This is a genomic window from Microbacterium sp. NPDC058062 (assembly GCF_042885375.1).
Taxonomy (GTDB): Bacteria; Actinomycetota; Actinomycetes; order Actinomycetales; family Microbacteriaceae; genus Microbacterium; species Microbacterium trichothecenolyticum_C.
On the sequence record NZ_JBHVSC010000004.1, the window covers coordinates 97,704 to 118,218 of the forward strand.

Genomic DNA, 20,515 nt, shown 5'->3' on the forward strand with positions numbered 1-20,515 from the left:
GGGCAACGTCAGCGCAATGCACGAGAGTCATGAGGCGGTCAGCGGGTCGCCTCGACCCATCTCGAGCGTGGCTCGCGCGACCGTGCCGTTGTCGGCCGTCCAACGGAAGGGAACGTTGTTGAGGGCGGTCGCCGCGCGCAGCGCCTCGCGGACCTGATCGCACTGCTCGTGGTCGAGGGCGACATCGAGGTTCAGCACGACGGCGCCGTGGTCGTGCATTCCCAGATCGAGCGACGCGACACGGGGACCGCGTGCCGCGGTGCGCACGGTGCGCATGTCGTGCAGGCCGATGACGACGGAGTTCAGCGAGCCGCCGGTGTCGTACACGAGCGTGCGCAGCCGGCGTGCGAGAGCCTTGCCCGCGCCGATCGTGGCCCGGTTGTCGGATACGACGACGCCCAGCGTCTGCGCCCACGCGAGCGGTGGGACGCCGGCCAGTCGTACGCCGTCCGCGTCGACCTCGATGAACGTGCCCTCCACCGCCATGGTCTTCCGCACCCGGCGACGCGAGACGAGGCCCAGCCCGACGTTGCCCAGCAGGACGACGAGCAGGATCCCGAGCAGCGCGAACGTGACCGCACGGCCGATGCCCGTCGCGAGCAGACCCACGATGACCGCGGTCACCACGGCGCAGATGCCGCCCGTCACGAGCAGATAGCGCGTGTTGCGCTGCAGGGTCGCCGTCAGCTGCGGGCGGTCCACCTCCAGCCGCAGGGCGCGGCCGGACTGGATGAACTGACGCCACGGATCGGCAGAGATATCGGTCACGTGCGGCGCCTACCCGTCGCTGCGGACGAACGCCGAGCGCACACGGTGCCAGAGCGGATCGCCTTCGCTCACGCCCGAGACGATCCGGACGACGCCGCCGGCCTGGCCCAGCGCACAGGCGAGGGCGATGATGCCGACGAGGCCTGCCGTCGCGGAGAGGCCGACGAACGAACCGGCGGCCAGATCGCGCAGCGCGAGCGCCACTCCCCCGATCGCCAGCAGGAAGGCGAGCGTAGCCGTCGTGAGCCGGGCGAAGAGGGGCGGGTCGAAGTTCGTCGTGCGGGCGAGCACCCAGCCGCCTCCGCGCCGAGTTCGACCGCCCTGACGGTACGGCAGGCGGAGCCACTCGGTCGCCGCCCGCGTCAGCGTCCGTCCGGTCTGCCACAGCCGCACGAGCCCCACGGCCCCGGCGAGGGCGACGACAGCGGCGATGACGATGACGACGACGTCGACCGGGGCGACCGCCCCGCCGAGCGCCACGATCGCGTCGAGCATCCCGCCGATGACGAACACGCCCAGCGCCGCACCCGCGAAGCACACGAGCCCGAGCGACCAGCGCGACCAGCGTTCGTAATCGGCACGCAGGAGCACCGCCACGCGATCCGCCTCGGCCACCGCCTTCTGACCGCTCGGGACGTCGATCCACGGGCGCGAAGCCGGAAGGATGAGTGCGAAAGCCATACCGTCAGGCTACGGCGTGCGGCAGGTCGCTCCCGCTCGCCGACGCTTCCAGGGAAGCCGGCTCGACGCCGTCGGGCAGCACCTGCGTGGTCGACAGTGTGAAGGCGGTCAGAACGGCCAGCTCGGTGCGCTGGCCGATGTCGGTGCACATGCCCATCACGAGGATCGTCCCGTCGCCGGCGGGCAGGCGGATCTCGCCGACCGTCGTGATTACCGCCCTGCCACCGAGCTGCAGCGTGCCGGAGGCGACCGTTCCCACGCGCCCGTCGGGCGCGGTGAAGGTCTCGGCCGCGGAATCCACGCCGAACCGCGCGAGCGGGAAGAGACGGTGGAACTCCAGGGACGGGGCATCCGTCCCTGCCGCCACCCTCACCACGTTCGTGCAGAGGAAGCTGACGGCCGGGCGCTCGCCGAGCGTGATCGAGACTCCCGCCGAGTCGAAGTCCGTTCCCTCGAACGCGGCCACCCCGGCATGGAAGCCCGCGACGATCGCGGCACGCGCGTCGTCGGGGAGCCAGCCCTCACCGCCGGCCAGATACCAGTCCAGCCATTCCTGGGGCGTGCGGTCGCCGAACGAGCGGAACTCGATCCACCCCTGCGGCATCCGCTGCCACACGCGATCGCCGCTCGTCCTCGGTGTCACCATGTCAGAGCTCCTCATCCGTGCGAGGACCGTTGCCCTGGATGGTGTTGTCGACGCGCTCGGCGAGGTTCTGCCACGGGCCGCTCAGGCTGTCGACGAAGCTCTCGCCGTTGTCGTGCGCGTCCTTCGCCTGCGACATCGTCCAGTACGTGTTCGAGACCAGGTTCGGGAGGTTGACGTTCAGGGCCACCGCGAGCGATCCCGCCGCAGTGCCGCCGCCGGCCAGCGCCGGGGTCATCTGCTGGATCGACGGGATGAGCACCTGACCACCGGGACCGATGAGCGACTTCGCCGCCATGCCGAGGGCACCACCGGCCAGGAGACCCAGAGCGCCGACCGCGAAGTCCGTCCAGTCCCCCCGCCCGGTCAGGGCCTGGAGACCGTCGATCGCGACGAGGGCGATCGACATGATGAGCGCCACGGTGCCGAGGACCGGGATGAACAGCGACAGGATCGCGATGATCGGCAGCGCCGCCCGGAGGATGTCCTCCAGGATCGGCACCACGTTCTCCATGAGCCAGTTGCCGGCGTCGGCGAGCCACTCACCCGCGTCGCCCAGGAAGTTCGAGAACGCGTTGCCCGCGTAGTCGTCGAGGATGCCGCCGGCGTCGTTGAGCGAGCGCGCGGCGACCGTCGCCTCGTCGTCGACCTCGGCCTTGAGGCTGCGGGCGGAGGCGCGGATCTGCTCGAGGTCGTCGCCGGCGCTCCCGAGCGCGAGGGCCGCGTCGGACACGGCGTCGGGGTCCGCGTCGTCGTCGTCCTTGTGCTTCACCGCCGATGTGTGCGCGGTCTCGCACGCGGCGACCCGCGCGGCTGCGGCATCCGCCTCCTCGGCGAGCACCCTCGCCCGCTGCTGGAAGGAGGCGAGCTGCGTGCTCCAGGTGCGCAGGGCGTTGCGCGATGTGCGCAGCGCCTCACCGGTGTCGGCGAGCTGCGGGCGGAAGTCCTCGCTCATCGAAGCGCGGAAAGCGGTGGCGGAGAGCCCCACCCAGTCGGCGTCGTCGCCGCCGTCGAGCATCGACAGCGCGTCGTCCACGCCGTCGCAGCCGCTCGACAGCGCGTCGACGTAGCTGTCGAGGGTCGCGAGATCGCCCGGTGCGGGGTCGAACCCGAGGGCGCCGAAGTCGGTCACGCCGCACCGCCTTCCTGGGGCACCATGCTCGCTCCGAGCTCGCTGTCGAGGCCCTGGAACGCCTCGAGGATGCCCTGGAGGCCGGTGCCGGCATCCTCCGCGTAGCGGGCGAGCTTGTCCATGCCGCCGCCCCACGACCCGTGCAGGTCTTCGAGGCGCCGACGGAGCTCATCCTGCGGCACCGCCGAGCCCGACACGTTCGAGAGCGCGCCCGTGGCGTCGTCCAGCACCGTCCGCATGTTGGCGTACGCGTGCCGGCTCGCGTTCATCGCGTCGTAGTCGATCCGCACATCGGTCATGGCAGTCCCTCCGAGGACGGCTGACCGGAGGCCGCAGGAGCGGCGCTCCGGTCAGACAGTCGAGCTTTGCGTTGCGGGTGCGGTTCAGCCGCCGGCGAGCTGCTGGTCGAGGTCCTGAATGGCACGCATCATGCCCAGCAGCGACTCCGACATGTCGTTGATGCCGTCCACAGCACCCTTCAGACCCGTCGTCAGCTCGGTGTACCCCTCACCGAACTTGCCCGACGCGTGCTGCGTCTTGAAGTCCTCACCCAGCAGCGTGTCCACCTGGCTCTTCAGCGCGTCCAACTGACCCTGGATGTCATCACGAGCCTGCGACAGCGACGACGCCACCTGCTCCATCTCCGCATACGAAGCACCGAAATCGGCCATCGTCAACTCCCTCACTCAGATTCCCGACCCCCGTCGGGCCGATGACTCCACGCTAACCGGGACACCCGGTGGAGCCCATGGGGACCATTCCCCATGGGATCGGATGCCGCGGGTCACGGTCGCGTCTCCAGTGGGGTCCACCGCGGCGCGCGCGTAGATCGTGGCCGGGACGTCGGCCACGGCGACCATCAACGCGAGCGCTGCGGGTCCGACTTCTCGAGCTCGGGAGCGAGCGTCAGGGCGAGCTCTCCCGGCGCGGTCGCGAGCGCCCGCGTCGCCGTGTCCGGCTCGATGAGGCCGTGATCGGCGAGACGCCGGATCGCTTCATCCCGGCGCGCCGTGATCTCAGCGAGCGTGCCAGGCGGGATCTCGCGGATGCTCCACTGCAGATTCTGGCGCTCGTTCTGCGGTCCGCCCGCGGGCAGCGGACCACGGATCAGGATGACGACGTGGACGACGATGTCGGCGGCGACCACGGCGATCCACACCCATGCGCCGCCCTGCAGGAAGGGCGCGCCGGCCGTGAGCGCGATGAGAGCCGTGATGAGCCCGGGGATGACGTGGATGAGCGCCAGCATTCGCACGGCCGACGCTCGCGACGCACGCGGGTGGCGCAGCCGCTGCAGCTCACTCCACCCCGTCACCAGCAGGCCGACCAGCGTGATCGTGCCTGCGAAGGCCAGAGGGAAGTCGTACGCGGTATCGCCGAGGACCCACCGCACCATGGCTGCGGCGGCGATCACCGGAGCGGCGACGGCGAAGAGATACGCCAGCCCCTGGATGAAACTGCCCAGCGTCACCCCGCGGTGCTCCGACATCGCCTCTGCCGGCGCGAGCACGGCGAGGGGGCGCTGCGCGGGGGTGCGCGAGAAGGACCGCAGCTCCAGGCGCCACCAATCCACCGGCGTCCACGACGATGCCTCGTCGACGAGCTCTGTCAGCGATCTGGCGGTCATGCCGGCCATTCCTCTCCGAAGCGCACCACGGCGCGGTCGAGCGCGTCGACGCGCACGCGGTCGCTCGACGCGACGAAGCCCTCGAGCGCGGACTGCCGCAGCACCGCCTTCGCCGTCTCCTCCACGAAGGCCAGCCCGTAGGGTGCAACTGGGCCGAGAATGGCGGCGACAGTCGCGTCCTCGCCGAAGAACAGCCAGCGCTCGAATCCGAAATCCCGGTCGCCGTGCCGCTCGAGGAGCGTCGCCGAGATGCCGATCCCGAAATTGTCCGTCTCGATCACCTCAGTCGTCGCCGGCAACTGCGCCGAGGGCGACCAGAGGAACGCCGCCTGATCGGCTTCGCTGAGCGCACCATCCACCGCGAACACGGTCAATGGCGCGATCACCCGACCGTCGATGCCGACGATGACGAGGCTGCGGCTGTCGTCCGAGGCCACCCGGGCGACATCGTCGAGCGCTGCGGCGATCGGGCCGGCGGCTTCGGGGGCGAGCCCGGTGCGCGCGACGAAGTCGGCCGCCGTTGCGCGTGCCCACTCGGAACGATCGGTCGCCGCGTCCGCGGGGAAGTCGACCGGGATGCAGTGCTCCCGGTCGAAGCGAAGGTTCACCCGCATCTCAGCTGACGCTCCAGGTGAAGGAGGATATGTGGTTGTCGAAGAGAGCGAGCCACGCCAGCAGCACCGGGTCATCGGGCGCCAGCTCGGCCCCATGGGCCACGGTGGCCGTCCACTGGACGGCCTGCGTGCGCCGGGTGCCGGGGATCGGGATCAGGTAGTGGATGAGGAAGCTCACCGCGTCGACGCCGTCGACGCGGGTCGGGCGCCGCTCGGTCCAGCGCACCATGCGGTGACCTTCGCCGATCGGGACGCCGCCGCGATTGCGCACGGCATCCTCGACGATGTCGTCGAGCGTCCATTGCGGCGTCGACCGACGACGCAGGCCCACGAGGCTCGCAGAGCCCAGCACCCAGGTGGGCGAGCTCTCGGCCGGGAGGGCGTAGGCGAACGCGTCCTGGCCCTTCAGCTGTGCCAGGGCGTCCTTCACCTGCGCACCGAGCGCTGCCCCCAGGTCGGGTCGGCCGGCCTCGGCAAGGCGTGCCTTCGCCGCCGCGACGAGATCGCGCTCGGTGTCGGCCCCCATGTCGTACGACCGCCACCCGGGCGGCAGCAGCATGCGATACCTCGGCACGGTCGCTCCGGCACCTCCGGTCAACTCCGCGCGCAGGTCACTCACCATGCCAGTCTTCCATCACCCACGACCCGCTTCGGAACCTCCGTCACGAGAACGGGTTCTGGTCGGGATCGAAAGACCCCGGGAACGCCCCGCCTGCGGTGTCCTTGATCCACCCGGCGATCCCGAGCTGCGTCGCCCAGACGCCGGCCGTGCCCTCGACGATGTTCCACCCGCCGGTCATCACCGCGGGGTCCGCCCAATGCGCCATGTTCTGACCGGTCAAGAGGCCCGTCGTGAAGTCGACGGCCTTCGCGCCGAACCCGGTCCCCTGCAGGCGGTTGAGCCCCGACGCCCAGTCGTCGATCCCCGTCGCACCGACGCCGAACAGGCGGGCGGCGTCGTCGCCGAACGCCGTTCCGAGTGCGCGCCAGCCCCCGGGGGCGCCCAGTCCGCGCAGGCCACGCGCCGCGGGGCCGATGAACGGCACCACGCCGATGACGCCGAACGCGACGTCGACCCAGCTTCCGTCGTCGAACGCGAGCTTGCGGGTGAGGGCGACGGCGAGCGTCGCGACGGCGACGATCGCCGCGAGTGCGGCGATGATGGGTCCGCCGACGACGATCGCCAGCACCGCGAGCACGATGCCGGCCACGGCGAGGACGTTCGAGAGGAACTCCAGCGCGCCTCGCAGGTCGTCCTTCCAGGAGTCCTCGATCTTGCCGCTGAAGCCTTCCTTGATGTTCGTGGCCGCGGTCTGGAACGCGGTGTGCCAGCTGTCCCACTCCGTGTCGTACTCACCGGCTCGCGTGTCCCACTCGCCGCGCTTGGCGTCGGCGAGACCCCGCTTCTCGACGGCATTGGCGTTAGCGTTGTCGTACGACGACTGCTCATCGGCATCGGCATCGTCATCGGGCTCTCGCGGAACGGCGCCCTCAGCCGTATCGGCGGCGCGCGACAGCGAGTAGTAGGCGGCCCACAACTCGATCAGGTCGTCGACGATCGGATCGATCGCGGCCTTCGACGTCTCGAGCTCCTGACCATAGGTGAGGATGTGCGGCCCGACGGCGGCGTACAGCTCGGCCGCCTTCGACAGATCGCCGCTGACCTCACCCGCGACCTCGCGGAGCTTGTCGACGGTGCTGCCTTCCATGTCGGCGCCGTTGTCGACCAGCTGCTTGATGAGCATCCACGCGGCCGACATGTCGGCACCGAGGTCGACGATCTGCTGACCACGCGTCTGGACGTCGCCCGCATCGCCGCGCAGGTGCTCGATGAGGTTTCCTCCCCTCGGCGTCTGCGAGGGCATGTACGGAAGCACTGTCGTCATCGTCGGCTCATCTCTCGCCGGTTCGGTTGCCGGCTTCCTCGTCGAAGTCCTGGAAACCCTCGATCACGCCGTCGACATGCTCGGCGAGACCCTTGCAGCTGTCCATCAGACGCTTCCGGCGATCGTCCCAGCGGCCCTCGAAGTCGTGCGCCGCGTCCTTCAGATCACCCAGCTCGTACGGGCGGTCGACGGCACCCTCGAGGTCGCGGCGGCGGCTGCCCGCATGCTCGAACTCGTCGATGATGCTCTTCAGCTGCGTGCTCAGTGCACCGAGGTCGTCATAGCTGACTTTGACGCTCACTGGGTCTCCTCATTCCCGATCCGACTCGTCCGCCCTCACCGATCACCGGTCGGGAGCGGCCTGCACCGCTCCCGACCACGATGATGCGGTTCAGCCGCCGGCGAGCTGCTGGTCGAGGTCCTGAATGGCACGCATCATGCCCAGCAGCGACTCCGACATGTCGTTGATGCCGTCCACAGCACCCTTCAGACCCGTCGTCAGCTCGGTGTACCCCTCACCGAACTTGCCCGACGCGTGCTGCGTCTTGAAGTCCTCACCCAGCAGCGTGTCCACCTGGCTCTTCAGCGCGTCCAACTGACCCTGGATGTCATCACGAGCCTGCGACAGCGACGACGCCACCTGCTCCATCTCCGCATACGAAGCACCGAAATCGGCCATCGTCAACTCCCTCACTCAGATTCCCGACCCCCGTCGGGCGGGACACTCAGCAACCTAACGGAGCGCGCCGACGGCACGCGATGGGGATCATTCCCCATGTCCTCGCGTCCGGCGCCGCGGGCCGCGTCAATGCTGCGGCGCCGCCTGCGGAACGGGGAGGACGGATGCCTCGACCAGCGGCAGCTGGACCGTGACCTGGCGCCCCGCCTGCACGAAGATGCCGCGGCCATCGGGGAAGTCGGACCGCTTGACCTTCGGGAACGGCACTTTGAACACCGCGTCGCCGTCGAAGGCGTCGGGCTTGATGATGATGCCCTTCCGGCCGCCCTTGAAGTCGCCCACCAGGCCGAAGCCACTGGTCACCTGCGTGACGTCGGCGTCGCCGATGAGCACGTGCTCGCTGCGGTTGACGGCCTGGAACAGTGCCTTGAGCGGACGCTCAGCGGGCGAGTCGGCGAACTGCGGCACGTCTTCGATCACGATCATCAGCCGCGCGTCGATCGACTCGTCGGCGACGAGCTCGGCGAGCTCGGTCGCCAGATCCTTCGCCTCGTCGGGCGTCGTGGCGCTGCGCATCCACGGGGCGAACTCCTTGAGCTGCGAGCGTCGCCCGCCGAAGTGGAACAGCCGCACGGCCGGATCGAAGCGCACCATCGACGTGACGAGGGCCTTCATCGCGTTGGTCTTGCCCGCCGAGGGCGGCCCCGCGACGACGAAGGTGCCCACCGGGTCGAACTCGCGGGCCGCGAGCGTGTCTTCGGCGATGCCGAGCACCGGGAACTCGCCGATGCGGTCCGGCAGCGCCTGCCAGGCGAGCCGTGTCGGCAGCGAGCCGATCTCGTCCACCTCGCGCGCGCCGGTCGCGCGCAGCTCCTCGGCCCACTGGCCCAGGAGCTTCGTCTGCTCGGCCACGTTCGGCGTGCCGCCGAGCACCGCGATCTGGGTCTCGAAGCCGTCGACGATGGCCCGGCCCGGCGCGGACCGCTCGTCGAGCACGTCCTTGGGGGCGTTCAGCAGTGCGTACGCGTTCTCATCCGACAGACGCAGCACCACACGCCGCGACACGTTCGAGCTGATGGCGGTGGGCACCGACCCGGAACGGTCGGCGGTCGCGACGACGTGCACGCCGAGCGGGCGGCCTTCGCCGAGGATGCGCATGAACGCCTGATAGAACGGCATCCGCGCGGTCGTGGACTCCCACTCGGCGCGGAACTGCGGGAGGCCGTCCAGGAGGACGATGATGCGCGACTCGTCGCGCCCCGTCAGCTCGCGATACTCCGCGATGCTCGAGGCGTTGGCCGCGCTGAACCGCTTGGCGCGGTCGTCCAGGATGCCGCCCAGCGAGCGCATGATGCGCTGCACGCGCTCGGCGTCGTCGCCGGGGATGATCGATCCGACGTGCGGCAGCACCTCGAGGCTCTTGAGCGCGCCGGCGCCGAAGTCCAGGCCGTACACGGCGACGTTCTCGGCGCGGCGCCCCATCGCCGCGGCGATGGCGACCGTGCGCAGCACGGTGGACTTGCCCGAGCCGCTGGTGCCGTACACCAGGAGCGACCCGTCGCGGTCGGGCTCGAAGTACACCGGCTCCTGCAGCTGCCGCTCGGGCACGTCGCGCTTGCCGAGCAGGATGAAGCCGGGTCGTCCTGCCCGCAGCCCGCGGAGGTCGACGGTGGCCTCGAGGTCGTCGAGCCACGGGCGCCGGGGTGCGGGGATCCGGGCCGCCGCGGCGGCGGCGACCAGGGTCGCGACGATGCGCTTCTGGTCGTTGGGCCCGGGATCGACATCGTGGGATTCGGATTCGCCCGAGTCCGGCAGCTCCCACCGCTGCACCGAGCCGAACCGCAGCTGTGCGACGCCCACATCGGCGGCAGGCGCCTCGTCGGTGCTCCAGCCGCCCGCATAGGCGGACTGGAACGGCACGAGCCGGCCGGGGCCGGTCTTGGCGATGCCGCGGCCGGGGATGCCCGGGTCGAAGCGCGCGGCCACGGGGTCGTCGACGACGTCCTTCGAGTCCGACTCGTCGGCCATGCGCAGCGCGACGCGGAGGTTGGTGTTGGCGCGCAGGTTGTCTTTGATGACGCCCGCCGGCCGCTGCGTGGCCATGATCAGGTGGATCCCCAGGGAGCGGCCGCGCTGCGCGATGTCGACGACACCGTCCACGAACTCGGGCACCTCCCCCGCGAGGGCCGCGAACTCGTCGATGACGAGCACGAGGGCGGGCGGCGTGTCGGGGTCGCGCCGCTTCTCCAGCTCGAGCAGGTCCTTCGCCTTCTTGCGGTTGAAGAGGTGCTCGCGGTGGTGCAGCTCGGCACGCAGGCTGGTGAGCGCGCGCCGAACGAGGTGCGGGCTCAGGTCGGTGACGAGGCCGACCGTGTGCGGAAGTTCGACGCAGTCGGCGAACGCGGACCCGCCCTTGTAGTCGACGAACAGGAACGTGACGCGGTCGGGGCTGTGGGCGGCGGCCATGCCGAGCACCCACGCCTGAAGGAACTCGGACTTGCCGGCACCGGTGGTGCCGCCGACGAGGGCGTGCGGTCCCTGCGTCCGCAGATCGAGGGCCATCGCGTCCGTGGCTCCCTGGCCGACGATCGCGCGGAGCGTTCCGGCCTTCTTCAGGCGCGGCAGGACCGCGCCTGAGCGGTCGATGATCGTGTTGTTCTCGCGCCAGCGCTCCACGGCGGAGCCGGCATCCGCGGCGAGCTCGCCGCCGACGAGCGAGAGGAACATCACCGAGTTCGGGATGTCGGACGAATCCTCCACGACCGTGCTCGAGTCCACGACCGGGGCGAGCCGCTTGGCCAGCACCGTCATGAGGTCGTTCGACACGCCCTCGACCGCGGTCTCCGGATAGTCCACGCCACTTCGGACCGTGCCCGCGCGGGCGTGCTCGAGGCCCCGGGACACGTCGACGAAGCTGCGGCAGACGGCGGGCAGCGCCTCGACGACGGGGGCCACGAAGAGACCGTAGACGCCGACGTCGGCGCCGCGCTCGAGCACCTGCGTGAGGCGTGCGCGATCCACCGGGGCGTCGGCGGTGACGATGACGAGCACCGCCGTCTGGCCGGGGAACGTGGCCTCCTCCGCGGCGCGCCGCACGTCGGTGCCGTAGCGCATCGGGTCCCACTCGTCATCCAGCGGCAGGCGCGGCGACGAGGCGGCCTTGGAGCGCTGCATGACGAGCTCCTCCAGGCCCGACAGCAGAGCGGCGCCGGTCGACGCCGAATCCGACAGCGGCATCTCGCGGAAGGGACTGCGCTCGCTGGAGGTGTGCGGAAGCCACTTGAGCCACTCGAGCTGCGTCGCCCATCGCGGCTCGGTGAGCGCGATCGCGACCAGTTCGTTGGGCGAGTGGAGGCCGAACAGCTGGACGCAGAGGCCGCGCAGGGCGTCGGCGGCTTCCCGCTCGCCTCCCGCGACGCCGATCACCCCGACGCTCTGCAGCGACTCGAGCACCGGCACGCCGTCGATCGTGCGGTAGCGGTCCCGCAGTCGGTCGACGCGGTCGACGAACTCCTGCAGCGCCTCGGGCGATTCGGACCGCTTCACCGTCGTGCGCGAGGGGGCCTCGGCGGTGCCCAGTCGCACCGACAGGAAGTTCCAGTGCTCGGGTCTCCTGGTCCAGAGCATCGGGCCGAGCCGCATCGCCTCGTCGAAGACGACGGCCACCGGCGGCACCTCGGCGTTGCGGATCTCGCGCTCGCGCGGCCGCTCGCGGTAGAGGCTCTCTTCGAGCTCCTCGAACGTGCGCTCGAAGATCTCGGTCTCTTTGCGGGCGCGCTGGCCGACCTGCGTGCGCTGGGAGATGAAGTTGCCGAGCAGCATGAGCGGCGAGAGCACGACGACCAGCAGCGCGCGGGGGTTGCCCTGCATCGCGAAGAGGGCCAGTCCCAGAATGATCGGGGCGACCAGCATGGGCCACGGGAACAGCCGCGAGACCGGGTCCTTCGGCATCCGCGGCTCGGGCAGCTCCTCGCCCACGTACCGCGGCTCAACGCGCGGGCTGCGGTTGAACAGGAGCGAGCCGCCCCGCTCGAGGACGGGATCCTGTTCCACCGGCGCGAAGTCCTGCACCATGCGGACGACGACGTCCGTGTCGCCGAGCGAGAACCGCTGGCCGGGGATGACGCGAAGGCGCTGCACGAGGCCGCCGTCCACGACGATGCCGTTCGCCGAGTTCAGGTCGACCAGTTCGACGGACGTGCCGACCTCGATGCGTGCGTGCGACTTGGAGACGAGGGGATCCGCGAGGACGATGTCGTTGCCCGCGACCCGGCCGATGGTGAACTGACCGCGCGGCAGCGGGAACTCGCGGCCGACGAGCGGACCGGCGACGATCGAGAGGATGGCGGCAGGCGGGCCCCCGTTCGTCCGCGTCGAGACGTAGTCCTCACCGAGATTGACGATCGACGCGACGAAGCCCGAGCCCACGGCGGCGTCGCTGATGAGCGTCTCGGGCGAGAGCATCACGAACGTCGACGACGTCGGAGGCGCCACCTTGAGCGTCAGCACGTCACGCGGGGACGCGACGGTCTCGCGCGCCGGGTCGGTCTCGACGATGTGCCTCGCGACGTCCTGCACGGTCGCCGTCGTGTCGGCCGTGACCACGACGTCGATGTGCTGGGCGTTCCGGCGCTGCAGGGTGAGTCTGAGTCTCATGGGTTCCTCGCTGTGCTGCCTCAGCCGATGCGGACGCGGGCGCGCCGTTCACCGAGCAGCAGGGTGTCTCCGGAGCGGACCGCGATGCCCTGGCCGGGCGGAAGCGCGTGCTCGACGCCGTCCCGGATCACCGCGCTCCCGTTGGTCGATGCACGGTCGATCGCGATGATGCTGCCCCCCGTGCGCAGGAGCGCCAGGTGGGTCTTCGAGATGGACTTCGACGGGTCGTCCAGGGGAACGAGGGCGAGACCGGCGTCCCCCGGCCCGGCCGCCGGATCGCGGCCGATCAGGATCCCGGACCCCGCGAGCGCGATGCGGGCGCCGCTGTCGAACTCGAGGACGACGCCCGGCGTCGCAGGGTCGGCCGGCGACGACGACCGTGGTGCCGGGGTTGCGGGCGCGGCCGGCGGGCCCACTGGGGCCGGCGCGGGTGCGGGGCTCGCGTCCGCCAGCAGCCGGGGCGGCGTCCACGGGATCCCCGGGCCGGAGGAGGGCGCCGTGGGCACGATGGCCGCCGGCGCGACACCGGCAGGCGCCACGACGGCAGGCGCGGGCGCGGGTGCCGAAGGGGACGCGGGGGACGCGGCATCCGTTCCGCTCGCCTCGGCGGTCGACGCGTACGCGTCGGTACGCGGCGCACCCACGACTCCCCCGCTGCTGCGGGTGACCGGGATGTAGGCGCCCGCGCCGGGGGCGGTCGCCGAGGTGGCGAGGGAGCGCAGCTCGCTGCGCTCGTCCGCGAGGTCGGTGGCGGCGGTCTTGCGGGCGATGCGCATGCGCTTGACGTCGTAGGGGTTGAGCCCGTCGCGCGCGTCGACGAACCACGTCGCCCCGGCGAGGTCTGCCCAGCCGCGGCCCCGTCGCTCGGGGTCGAACAGCGGCGAGCACGCGATGACGAGCACCGGACCCACCAGCGGCACCAGGAAGCTGCCGTACAGCACGAGATAGCGCACCACCGCGCCCCGCCAGAAGCCCGGGCGCTCGAGCGTGCGAACGTTGACCGATCGGATCCCGGTCATCGCCTTGCCGACGGTGGCGCCCTTGCGCCCGTGCAGCACGAGCTGCACCACGACGAACGCGGTCGTCAGCGCCGCCGATGCCGCCCCGCACGCGATGACCAGGCCGAGCCGGCCGGCGTCCGCGAGCGCCGCCGCGGCGTCCGGCGACGCCGTCGCGCTCAGGAGCGCGGGAAGGGTGACGAGGAGGAACGGGAGCTGGAGCACCAGCAGGATGCCGAGCTCGATCGAGGTGGAGAGCACGCGCCGCCCGAACGGCGCCCTGCGCAGCCCGAGTGTCGCGGCGTACTCCGGCTTCGGCCGGCCACGCCCATCGAGCCCCTCGACGGCACGCGTCGAGTCGTCGATCTCCCAAATCACGGGTCCTCCTGGCGAACGCTCCGCATCGACCCTATCCGGACGATCGTGCCCCTCCCGACGAGATCCAGGACATGGGGAAATAGCCCCATGTCCTGGTCGATCGGCCGGACGGCGCCTCCGGGTGACCTGCGTCAGTGGAAGAAGTGGCGCTCGTTCGTGAAGAACATCGTCACGTTCGCGGCCTTCGCGGCGGCGATGACCTCGTCGTCGCGGACCGAGCCGCCCGGCTGGACGATGGCCGAGATGCCCGCGTCGAGCAGGATCTGCGGGCCGTCGGCGAAGGGGAAGAACGCATCCGATGCGGCGACCGATCCAGCGGCGCGGTCACCGGCGCGCTCCACCGCGAGGCGGCACGAGTCGACGCGGTTGACCTGGCCCATGCCGATGCCGACCGTCGCCGAGTTCTTGGCGAGGACGATGGCGTTCGACTTGACCGCGCGGCAGGCCTTCCACGCGAAGATGAGGTTGGTCATCTCCTCGTCGGCCGGACGCTCGCCCGACACCAGCTGCCAGTCCTTCGCGACGGACTCGATGTCGTCGGGGAAGCGGTCGGCGTCCTGCAGCAGCAGACCGCCCGAGACCAGGCGCACGTCCATCCGCTCCTGCTGCCAGTCGGCGGGCAGCTGCAGCAGACGCAGGTTCTTCTTCGCCTTGAAGACCTCGAGGGCGGCCGGCTCGAACGACGGCGCCACGATGACCTCGGTGAAGATGTCCTTGAGGTTCTCGGCCATCTTGAGGGTCACGGTGCCGTTGGCGGCGATCACGCCGCCGTACGCCGACACGGGGTCGCATTCGTGGGCGCGCAGGTGTGCGCTCGCGATGGGGTCGAGGGCGTTGGGCGCCGTCACCGCGATCCCGCAGGGGTTCGCGTGCTTGATGATCGCGACGGCGGGCTTGACCATGTCGAAGGCGGCGCGGAGGGCGGCGTCGGCGTCGACGTAGTTGTTGTACGACATCTCCTTGCCCTGGAGCTGGATCGCCTGGGCGATGCCGTGGCCGCCGTTGCGGGTGTAGATCGCCGCACGCTGGTGCGAGTTCTCGCCGTAGCGGAGGGTCGCGAGGCGCTCGGCCTTGATCGTGAGGTGCGCCGGCAGGGCCTCTTCGAGGAGCGTGCCCTCGGTGAACCAGGTCGCGACCGCGCGGTCGTACTCGGCCGTGTGCGCGAAGGCACGGGCCGCGAGCTCACGGCGCTGCACCAGCGTCGTGCCGCCCGCGCGGACGGCGTCGATGACCGCCGGGTACGACGACGGCGAGACGACGATCGCGACGTTGGCGTAGTTCTTCGCCGACGCGCGCACCATCGCGGGGCCGCCGATGTCGATCTGCTCGACGACGTCGTCGCCCTGTGCGCCCGAGCGCACGGTCTCGACGAACGGGTAGAGGTTCACCACGACGAGCTCGAAGGGGGCGATGTCGAGCTCGGCGAGCTGACGCTCGTGGTCCTCGAGGCGGAGGTCGGCGAGGAGGCCCGCGTGCACGCCCGGGTGGAGCGTCTTCACGCGGCCGTCGAGCGACTCGGGGAAGCCCGTCACGCTCGACACGTCGGTCACGGTGTAGCCGGCCTCGCGCAGCAGCGTGGCGGAACCGCCCGTCGACACGATCTCGACACCGGCCGCCGCGAGCGCCTCGCCGAGCGCCAACAGGTCGGTCTTGTCGCTCACCGACACGAGTGCGCGGCGCACCGGGACGACGTCGCGGTGGCGGTACAGGGCGGGGTCGTGGCTCGGTCCGGCCATGCGGGTCTCCTCGGTGGGGTGGGGGGTCAGAGCTGGGCGCTCGCGGACACCGCCGCGAGGTCGAGGTCGCCGGTCGCGACGCGGCGCACCACGTCGATCAGGAGGCGGCGTTCGACGGGCTTGATGCGCTCGTGCAGGGCGTGCTCGTCGTCGCCGGGGAGCACGGGCACGCGCTCCTGGGCGAGGATCGGCCCCGAGTCGACCCCGTTGTCGACGATGATGACGCTGGCCCCGGTCTGCGCGACGTCGGCGGCGAGCGCGTCGCGCACGCCGTGCGCACCGGGGAACTCCGGCAGGTACGCCGGGTGGGTGTTGATGATGCGGGGCGACCACGCGTCGACGAGGTCGGCGGGCAGCAGGCGCATGAGGCCGCTCAAGACGACGAGGTCGGGCTGCCAGACGTCGAGCTGGGTGGCGAGCTCGGCGCCCCACTCCTCGCGGCTCGCGAACTGCGCGAACGGCACCATGAACGTGGGGATGCCGTACTCCTCGGCGTGCGCGAATCCGTCGGCCTCGCGGTCGGCGCCGACGACGACGATGCGGGCGGGGAACTCGGGATCGGCCGCCGCGTCGAGCAGAGCGCGCAGGTTGGAGCCTGTACCCGAGATGAGAACAGCGACCGTCAGCACCGCATCAGTCTAGCCGCGGGAGTTCGATCGGCTCGGTCGTCGCTTCCGATGTGACGCCGCCGGCGGCGTCCGGCAGCGGTGTCGGCCGCGCTCCACGCACGGGAGGGGACGGATGCCGCTCCTCGGCGTCCTCGGCGGGCACCGCGCCCGATCGCCGGGCCGTGAACGCCGCGACCGCGGCGAAGGCCGCAGCCTCCGGCGGTTCGGGGTTCGGCTCGTCGTCCGCCACCGGCTCGACCCCGGCCGTCGCGGGCGCGGAGTCCTGCGCGGCGGAGTTCCCGCCCCCCGCCGACCGCGGCGACAGCAGCAGGATCGCCGCGCCGAGCAGCACCTCGAGGCCGACCGCCAGCGCGACGGGCCCGGCATCCGGTCCGAACTCGGCCAGCCGCCCCGGTCCGATGGACCCCGACGCCGCCCAGGCCAGCAGCGCGGCGGCCCCGCCCGAGAGCAGCGCGATGCCTGCGGTGACGACGAGACGTGCCGCGATCGGATCCTCCGGCGCCTCGACGGGCTCGTCGACGTGCGCCTCGGCGCCGGGCTCCTCCGAGGGGGCGCCCGACAGCAGTCCGCTGAGCGCCGCGGTCTTCCCCGCATCGAACCGTGACGACGCCGGGCCGCCCGCGGGCGCGGGCTGCAGCATCCGCTCGCGGAAAGATCCACGGGCGTGCAGGAGCCGCGACCGCGCGATCCACCCGGCCAGCGCGCCGAGCGCGATCGGCAGCAGGGCGAGCAGCAGCAGCCACGACGTCGTCGATTCGGGAACGGCACCGAGCGCCGGCAGACCCGGGATGACGCCGACCTGGGTTCCGGCGGGCGAGACCGCCGTGCCCGTGCCGACGGCGAAGCCGGGGCCGGCGACGAAGCTCATCCCCCACACCGCGAGCGTCGGCACGTAGGCGAGCTGGACGAGGGTGATGACGGTGGCGCCGATGGGGTCGACGTCGCCCGCCTGGAACAGCGCGACGATCTGCCCCGCGCGGGCGAACAGCGCGACGGCAGCCACCGCGGCGCCGATGCCGACGACCCCGACCACGACGACGGCGGTCCCGCGCGCGACGAGCGCGGGCACCTCTCCCCAGCCGTGCGGCGCCGCCTCGACGCGGTCGCGCAGGCGCGCGATCGCGCCGGATCCCGCCTCGGACCACTCCGTCACGACCGCCGCGACCAGGGCGGGAAGGGCGAACACGAGCGTCGGCACGAGGATCGCCTGCCACGTCTCGGCGCGCGCGACGTCATTCGCGCCGGTCAGCGCGGCGCCGGTGGTCAAGAGGGCGAACACGGCGCTCGAGGTGAGCACGCCAGTGAGCCACGCGTCGGCGTGCGAGGCGCGGGCACCGGAGCGCGCGGCGAAGATGGCCGTGAACCCGGCGAAGGCCAGCGGGGCGAGCGAGAGGACGAAGGATGCCGCGCCCGCATCGATCCCCGTCGCGGCGAGGTAGTCGGGCGGCAGCGTGATGCTGAGCGGCACGAGGTTGCCGAGCTGCCACACCGACACCGCCGACGGCCACAGCACTCCCCAGTCCGCACCGCCGCCGAATCCGAGCACCCACAGCAGGGTGAGCGGAGCGAGCGTCACGGCAAGGCCGACGGCCGCCGCGATGACGGCGTCGACGGAGGCGAGAAGGGCGACGATGAGGCGATGCATGCGCCATCGACCCTACTTCGGCGCACCGCCCCGGCCGAGGCGCCCGCGCGCGGGGCCGAGGCATCCGTCCAGCGAATCCTCAGGTTGGGGCAGGAGCGACTAACGTTTCACCTCGGAGGTCCCCCCACATGAGCACAGCCGAGTCCACGGCGCCCAACGCCCCCGACGAGACCGAGAACACCGAGACCCCGGAGCCGAAGAACGGCTTCGACAGGTTCTTCGAGATCACCAAGCGCGGATCGACGATCCCCGCCGAGATCCGCGGCGGTGTCGTCACATTCGTGACGATGGCGTACATCGTCATCCTGAACCCGATCATCCTGTCGAGCGGCACGGATGTCGCCGGCGACACCCTCGGGTTCACGCAGGTCGCCGCGACCACCGCGCTCACCGCCGGTGTGATGACGCTGCTGTTCGGCCTGGTGACCCGCCTGCCGTTCGCGTTCGCAGCCGGCCTGGGCATCAACTCGTTCCTCGCCGTCTCGGTCGTCGGGCAGGTGACGTGGCCCGAGGCGATGGGGCTCGTCGTCATCAACGGTCTGATCATCGTGCTCCTCGCGGCGACCGGCCTGCGGCGCATGATCTTCGACGCCGTGCCGATCCAGCTGAAGCTCGCCATCACGGTGGGTATCGGCCTCTTCATCGCGTTCATCGGCTTCGTCGATGCCGGCTTCGTCACGGCGACCGGCGCGTCCTCTCCCCCGGTGGGACTGGGCGTCAACGGGTCGGTCGCGACGGTGCCGACGCTGATCTTCGTCTTCACCCTCCTGCTGACCGGCATCCTGGTCGCCCGCAAGGTCAAGGGCGGCATCCTCATCGGCCTCGTGACCGGAACGGTCGTCGCCGTGATCGTCGAGGCGATCTGGAACATCGGCCCGAAGTTCTCCGGCGACGACGTCAACCCCGGCGGATGGGGCCTGTCGGTCCCCGAGCTCCCGTCGTCGCTCGTGAGCGTGCCCGACCTGTCGCTCGTCGGCCAGGTCTCGTTCGGCTCGTTCGAGCGCATCGGCGTGCTCGCCGCGCTGATGCTCGTCTTCACGCTCGTCTTCACCAACTTCTTCGACGCCATGGGCACCATGACCGGCCTGTCCAAGGAGGCCGGCCTCGCGAACGAGAAGGGCGACTTCCCGCGCATCAAGTCGGCGCTCATCGTCGAGGGTGTCGGCGCCGTCGCGGGTGGTTTCACGTCCAGCTCGTCGAACACGGTGTTCATCGAGTCGGGCGCGGGCATCGGCGAGGGCGCTCGCACGGGCCTCGCGAACGTCGTGACCGGTGGCCTCTTCCTCGTCGCCATGTTCTTCACGCCGCTCGTGTCGATCGTCCCCACCGAGGTCGCGGCATCGGCCCTGGTCATCGTCGGTGCGCTGATGATGTCGCAGATCCGCTTCATCGATTTCTCGGACTTCTCGATCCTGCTCCCGGTGTTCCTCGCGGTCACCGTCATGCCGCTCACGTACTCGATCGCGAACGGCATCGGCGCCGGCTTCATCTCCTGGGTCGTCGTCCGGTCGCTGTCGGGCAAGGCTCGCGAGATCAGCCCGCTGCTGTGGATCGTCGCCGCCGGCTTCGTGCTCTACTTCGCACGCGGACCGCTGGAGACCCTGCTCGGCTGAGCCGTCAGATCAAGGACGGAAGCGGATGCCTCGGCCCGAGGCATCCGCTTCCGTCTTTCAGCGCAGCGGGGTCCAGCCGGGCGGTGTCGGGCCGTCGTAGGCGGCGCGCTCGGCGTCGGCCCGGGCCGACCAGCCCTGCGCGGCATCTGTCCCGTCGAAGCCGCCTCGTGCGACGCGGAAGCCGACGTCGTCGTGGTGCATGCGCGGAGCGCCGCCCCGGCGGGTCGAGGCGCGCACACTCCACGCGTCGTCGGCGAACCCGCCGCCGCGGAACACTCGATAGTCGGCGTAGCGGGCGGGGTCGAGCAGGTCCCAGGTCCACTCCCACACGTTGCCGAGGGTGTCGAACAGGCCGTTGAGGTTGGGCAGCCTGCCGCCGACGTTCTGCGGGGTGCTGACACCGTCGGCGCTCGTCCACGCCACCTCGGCGAGGAGTCCGTAGTGCGGGCCCGTGGAGCCGGCGCGGCAGGCGTGCTCCCACTCGGCCTCGGTGGGAAGGCGGAATCCGTCGGCGTCGACGTGCCACGTGACGTCCTCGCCGTCGAACGAGTACGCGGGATCGAGCCCCTCCCACTCCGACGCCGCGTTGCAGAACCGGATCGCGCGCAGCCAGCTGACGTCGGTCGCGGGGCGGCGCGGGTGCGATGCCGGCTCGCCGAGCAGCTCCGCGAGCTGCTCCTGCGTCACGGCGTACACCCCGATCTCGTAGGGCTCGAGCTCGACGCTCCAGCGCGCCTTGCGGCGGGCGTCGTGCAGGGTGACCGTTCCGCCGGCGATGCGGGCGAGTTCGATGTCGGTCACCGCGGAAGTATCCCACGCGGGGGTGGGGG

General features: G+C 71.2%; 19 protein-coding genes. 1 reads left to right on the forward strand and 18 read right to left on the reverse strand.

Annotation, left to right across the window (positions count from 1 at the left end; genetic code table 11):
* Nucleotides 1–27 precede the first annotated feature (27 nt).
* From ACFVSU_RS13790 to ACFVSU_RS13870, 17 genes are all read right to left on the reverse strand, one after another.
* On the reverse strand, nt 28–768 hold the full coding sequence (locus ACFVSU_RS13790) for a hypothetical protein (RefSeq protein WP_387143782.1): 741 nt from the start codon (nt 766–768) through the stop codon (nt 28–30).
* Between the two features lie 9 nt (nt 769–777).
* Nucleotides 778–1,449, reverse strand: coding sequence for a hypothetical protein (locus ACFVSU_RS13795; RefSeq protein WP_387143785.1), 672 nt, complete (start codon nt 1,447–1,449; stop codon nt 778–780).
* Nucleotides 1,450–1,453: 4 nt separating this feature from the next.
* Complete coding sequence (locus ACFVSU_RS13800; RefSeq protein ID WP_387143788.1) at nt 1,454–2,095, reverse strand: hypothetical protein; 642 nt, start codon at nt 2,093–2,095, stop codon at nt 1,454–1,456.
* A 1-nt stretch (nt 2,096) separates the two neighbouring features.
* Complete coding sequence (locus ACFVSU_RS13805) at nt 2,097–3,224, reverse strand: hypothetical protein (RefSeq protein ID WP_387143791.1); 1,128 nt, start codon at nt 3,222–3,224, stop codon at nt 2,097–2,099.
* On the reverse strand, nt 3,221–3,523 hold the full coding sequence (locus tag ACFVSU_RS13810) for a hypothetical protein (protein ID WP_387143794.1): 303 nt from the start codon (nt 3,521–3,523) through the stop codon (nt 3,221–3,223). The genes ACFVSU_RS13805 and ACFVSU_RS13810 overlap by 4 nt, the downstream gene beginning before the upstream one ends.
* An 84-nt stretch (nt 3,524–3,607) precedes the next feature.
* Complete coding sequence (locus ACFVSU_RS13815) at nt 3,608–3,895, reverse strand: WXG100 family type VII secretion target (RefSeq protein ID WP_116194191.1); 288 nt, start codon at nt 3,893–3,895, stop codon at nt 3,608–3,610.
* A gap of 188 nt (nt 3,896–4,083) precedes the next feature.
* The gene (locus ACFVSU_RS13820) at nt 4,084–4,851 is read right to left on the reverse strand and encodes a hypothetical protein (RefSeq protein ID WP_387143798.1); all 768 of its coding nucleotides are present in this window, start codon (nt 4,849–4,851) and stop codon (nt 4,084–4,086) included.
* Nucleotides 4,848–5,288, reverse strand: a complete 441-nt coding sequence (locus tag ACFVSU_RS13825; protein ID WP_387143801.1) for a hypothetical protein — start codon at nt 5,286–5,288, stop codon at nt 4,848–4,850. Before ACFVSU_RS13825 ends, ACFVSU_RS13820 begins: the two co-directional genes overlap by 4 nt.
* A gap of 178 nt (nt 5,289–5,466) precedes the next feature.
* Nucleotides 5,467–6,084, reverse strand: coding sequence for a hypothetical protein (locus tag ACFVSU_RS13830; RefSeq protein WP_387143804.1), 618 nt, complete (start codon nt 6,082–6,084; stop codon nt 5,467–5,469).
* A gap of 43 nt (nt 6,085–6,127) precedes the next feature.
* Nucleotides 6,128–7,351, reverse strand: coding sequence for a hypothetical protein (locus ACFVSU_RS13835; protein WP_387143807.1), 1,224 nt, complete (start codon nt 7,349–7,351; stop codon nt 6,128–6,130).
* A 7-nt stretch (nt 7,352–7,358) separates the two neighbouring features.
* The gene (locus ACFVSU_RS13840) at nt 7,359–7,652 is read right to left on the reverse strand and encodes a hypothetical protein (RefSeq protein WP_387143810.1); all 294 of its coding nucleotides are present in this window, start codon (nt 7,650–7,652) and stop codon (nt 7,359–7,361) included.
* Between the two features lie 90 nt (nt 7,653–7,742).
* Complete coding sequence (locus ACFVSU_RS13845) at nt 7,743–8,030, reverse strand: WXG100 family type VII secretion target (protein ID WP_116194191.1); 288 nt, start codon at nt 8,028–8,030, stop codon at nt 7,743–7,745.
* A gap of 126 nt (nt 8,031–8,156) precedes the next feature.
* Complete coding sequence (locus ACFVSU_RS13850) at nt 8,157–12,686, reverse strand: FtsK/SpoIIIE domain-containing protein (RefSeq protein ID WP_387143813.1); 4,530 nt, start codon at nt 12,684–12,686, stop codon at nt 8,157–8,159.
* Between the two features lie 20 nt (nt 12,687–12,706).
* A complete protein-coding gene (locus ACFVSU_RS13855) occupies nt 12,707–14,062 on the reverse strand; it encodes an RDD family protein (RefSeq protein WP_387143816.1) in 1,356 nt (451 codons plus the stop codon).
* A 131-nt stretch (nt 14,063–14,193) separates the two neighbouring features.
* The gene (purH, locus tag ACFVSU_RS13860) at nt 14,194–15,798 is read right to left on the reverse strand and encodes a bifunctional phosphoribosylaminoimidazolecarboxamide formyltransferase/IMP cyclohydrolase (RefSeq protein ID WP_387143819.1); all 1,605 of its coding nucleotides are present in this window, start codon (nt 15,796–15,798) and stop codon (nt 14,194–14,196) included.
* 26 nt (nt 15,799–15,824) lie between these two features.
* Nucleotides 15,825–16,427 (reverse strand): phosphoribosylglycinamide formyltransferase, encoded by a 603-nt coding sequence (purN, locus tag ACFVSU_RS13865; protein WP_310288985.1) that lies wholly within the window; start codon nt 16,425–16,427, stop codon nt 15,825–15,827.
* Between the two features lie 4 nt (nt 16,428–16,431).
* The gene (locus ACFVSU_RS13870; RefSeq protein ID WP_387143823.1) at nt 16,432–18,072 is read right to left on the reverse strand and encodes a DUF6350 family protein; all 1,641 of its coding nucleotides are present in this window, start codon (nt 18,070–18,072) and stop codon (nt 16,432–16,434) included.
* Nucleotides 18,073–18,200: 128 nt separating this feature from the next.
* Between ACFVSU_RS13870 and ACFVSU_RS13875 the strand changes: the two genes are divergently transcribed.
* Nucleotides 18,201–19,685 carry an NCS2 family permease gene (locus ACFVSU_RS13875; RefSeq protein WP_387143826.1) on the forward strand — a complete coding sequence of 495 codons (1,485 nt, stop codon included), beginning with the start codon at nt 18,201–18,203 and terminating at the stop codon, nt 19,683–19,685.
* 57 nt (nt 19,686–19,742) lie between these two features.
* On the opposite strand, the gene ACFVSU_RS13880 is transcribed toward ACFVSU_RS13875, so the two are convergent.
* Nucleotides 19,743–20,486, reverse strand: coding sequence for a formylglycine-generating enzyme family protein (locus ACFVSU_RS13880; RefSeq protein ID WP_387143829.1), 744 nt, complete (start codon nt 20,484–20,486; stop codon nt 19,743–19,745).
* Nucleotides 20,487–20,515: the final 29 nt, after the last annotated feature.

Coding starts and splice junctions, on each gene's coding strand:
- ACFVSU_RS13795 (WP_387143785.1), bottom strand. CDS start 1,449: ATGGCTTTCGCACTCATCCTTCCGGCTTCGCGCCCGTGGATCGACGTC.
- ACFVSU_RS13800 (WP_387143788.1), bottom strand. CDS start 2,095: ATGGTGACACCGAGGACGAGCGGCGATCGCGTGTGGCAGCGGATGCCG.
- ACFVSU_RS13810 (WP_387143794.1), bottom strand. CDS start 3,523: ATGACCGATGTGCGGATCGACTACGACGCGATGAACGCGAGCCGGCAC.
- ACFVSU_RS13815 (WP_116194191.1), bottom strand. CDS start 3,895: ATGGCCGATTTCGGTGCTTCGTATGCGGAGATGGAGCAGGTGGCGTCG.
- ACFVSU_RS13820 (WP_387143798.1), bottom strand. CDS start 4,851: ATGACCGCCAGATCGCTGACAGAGCTCGTCGACGAGGCATCGTCGTGG.
- ACFVSU_RS13835 (WP_387143807.1), bottom strand. CDS start 7,351: ATGACGACAGTGCTTCCGTACATGCCCTCGCAGACGCCGAGGGGAGGA.
- ACFVSU_RS13845 (WP_116194191.1), bottom strand. CDS start 8,030: ATGGCCGATTTCGGTGCTTCGTATGCGGAGATGGAGCAGGTGGCGTCG.
- ACFVSU_RS13850 (WP_387143813.1), bottom strand. CDS start 12,686: ATGAGACTCAGACTCACCCTGCAGCGCCGGAACGCCCAGCACATCGAC.
- purH (WP_387143819.1), bottom strand. CDS start 15,798: ATGGCCGGACCGAGCCACGACCCCGCCCTGTACCGCCACCGCGACGTC.
- ACFVSU_RS13870 (WP_387143823.1), bottom strand. CDS start 18,072: ATGCATCGCCTCATCGTCGCCCTTCTCGCCTCCGTCGACGCCGTCATC.
- ACFVSU_RS13875 (WP_387143826.1), top strand. CDS start 18,201: ATGAGCACAGCCGAGTCCACGGCGCCCAACGCCCCCGACGAGACCGAG.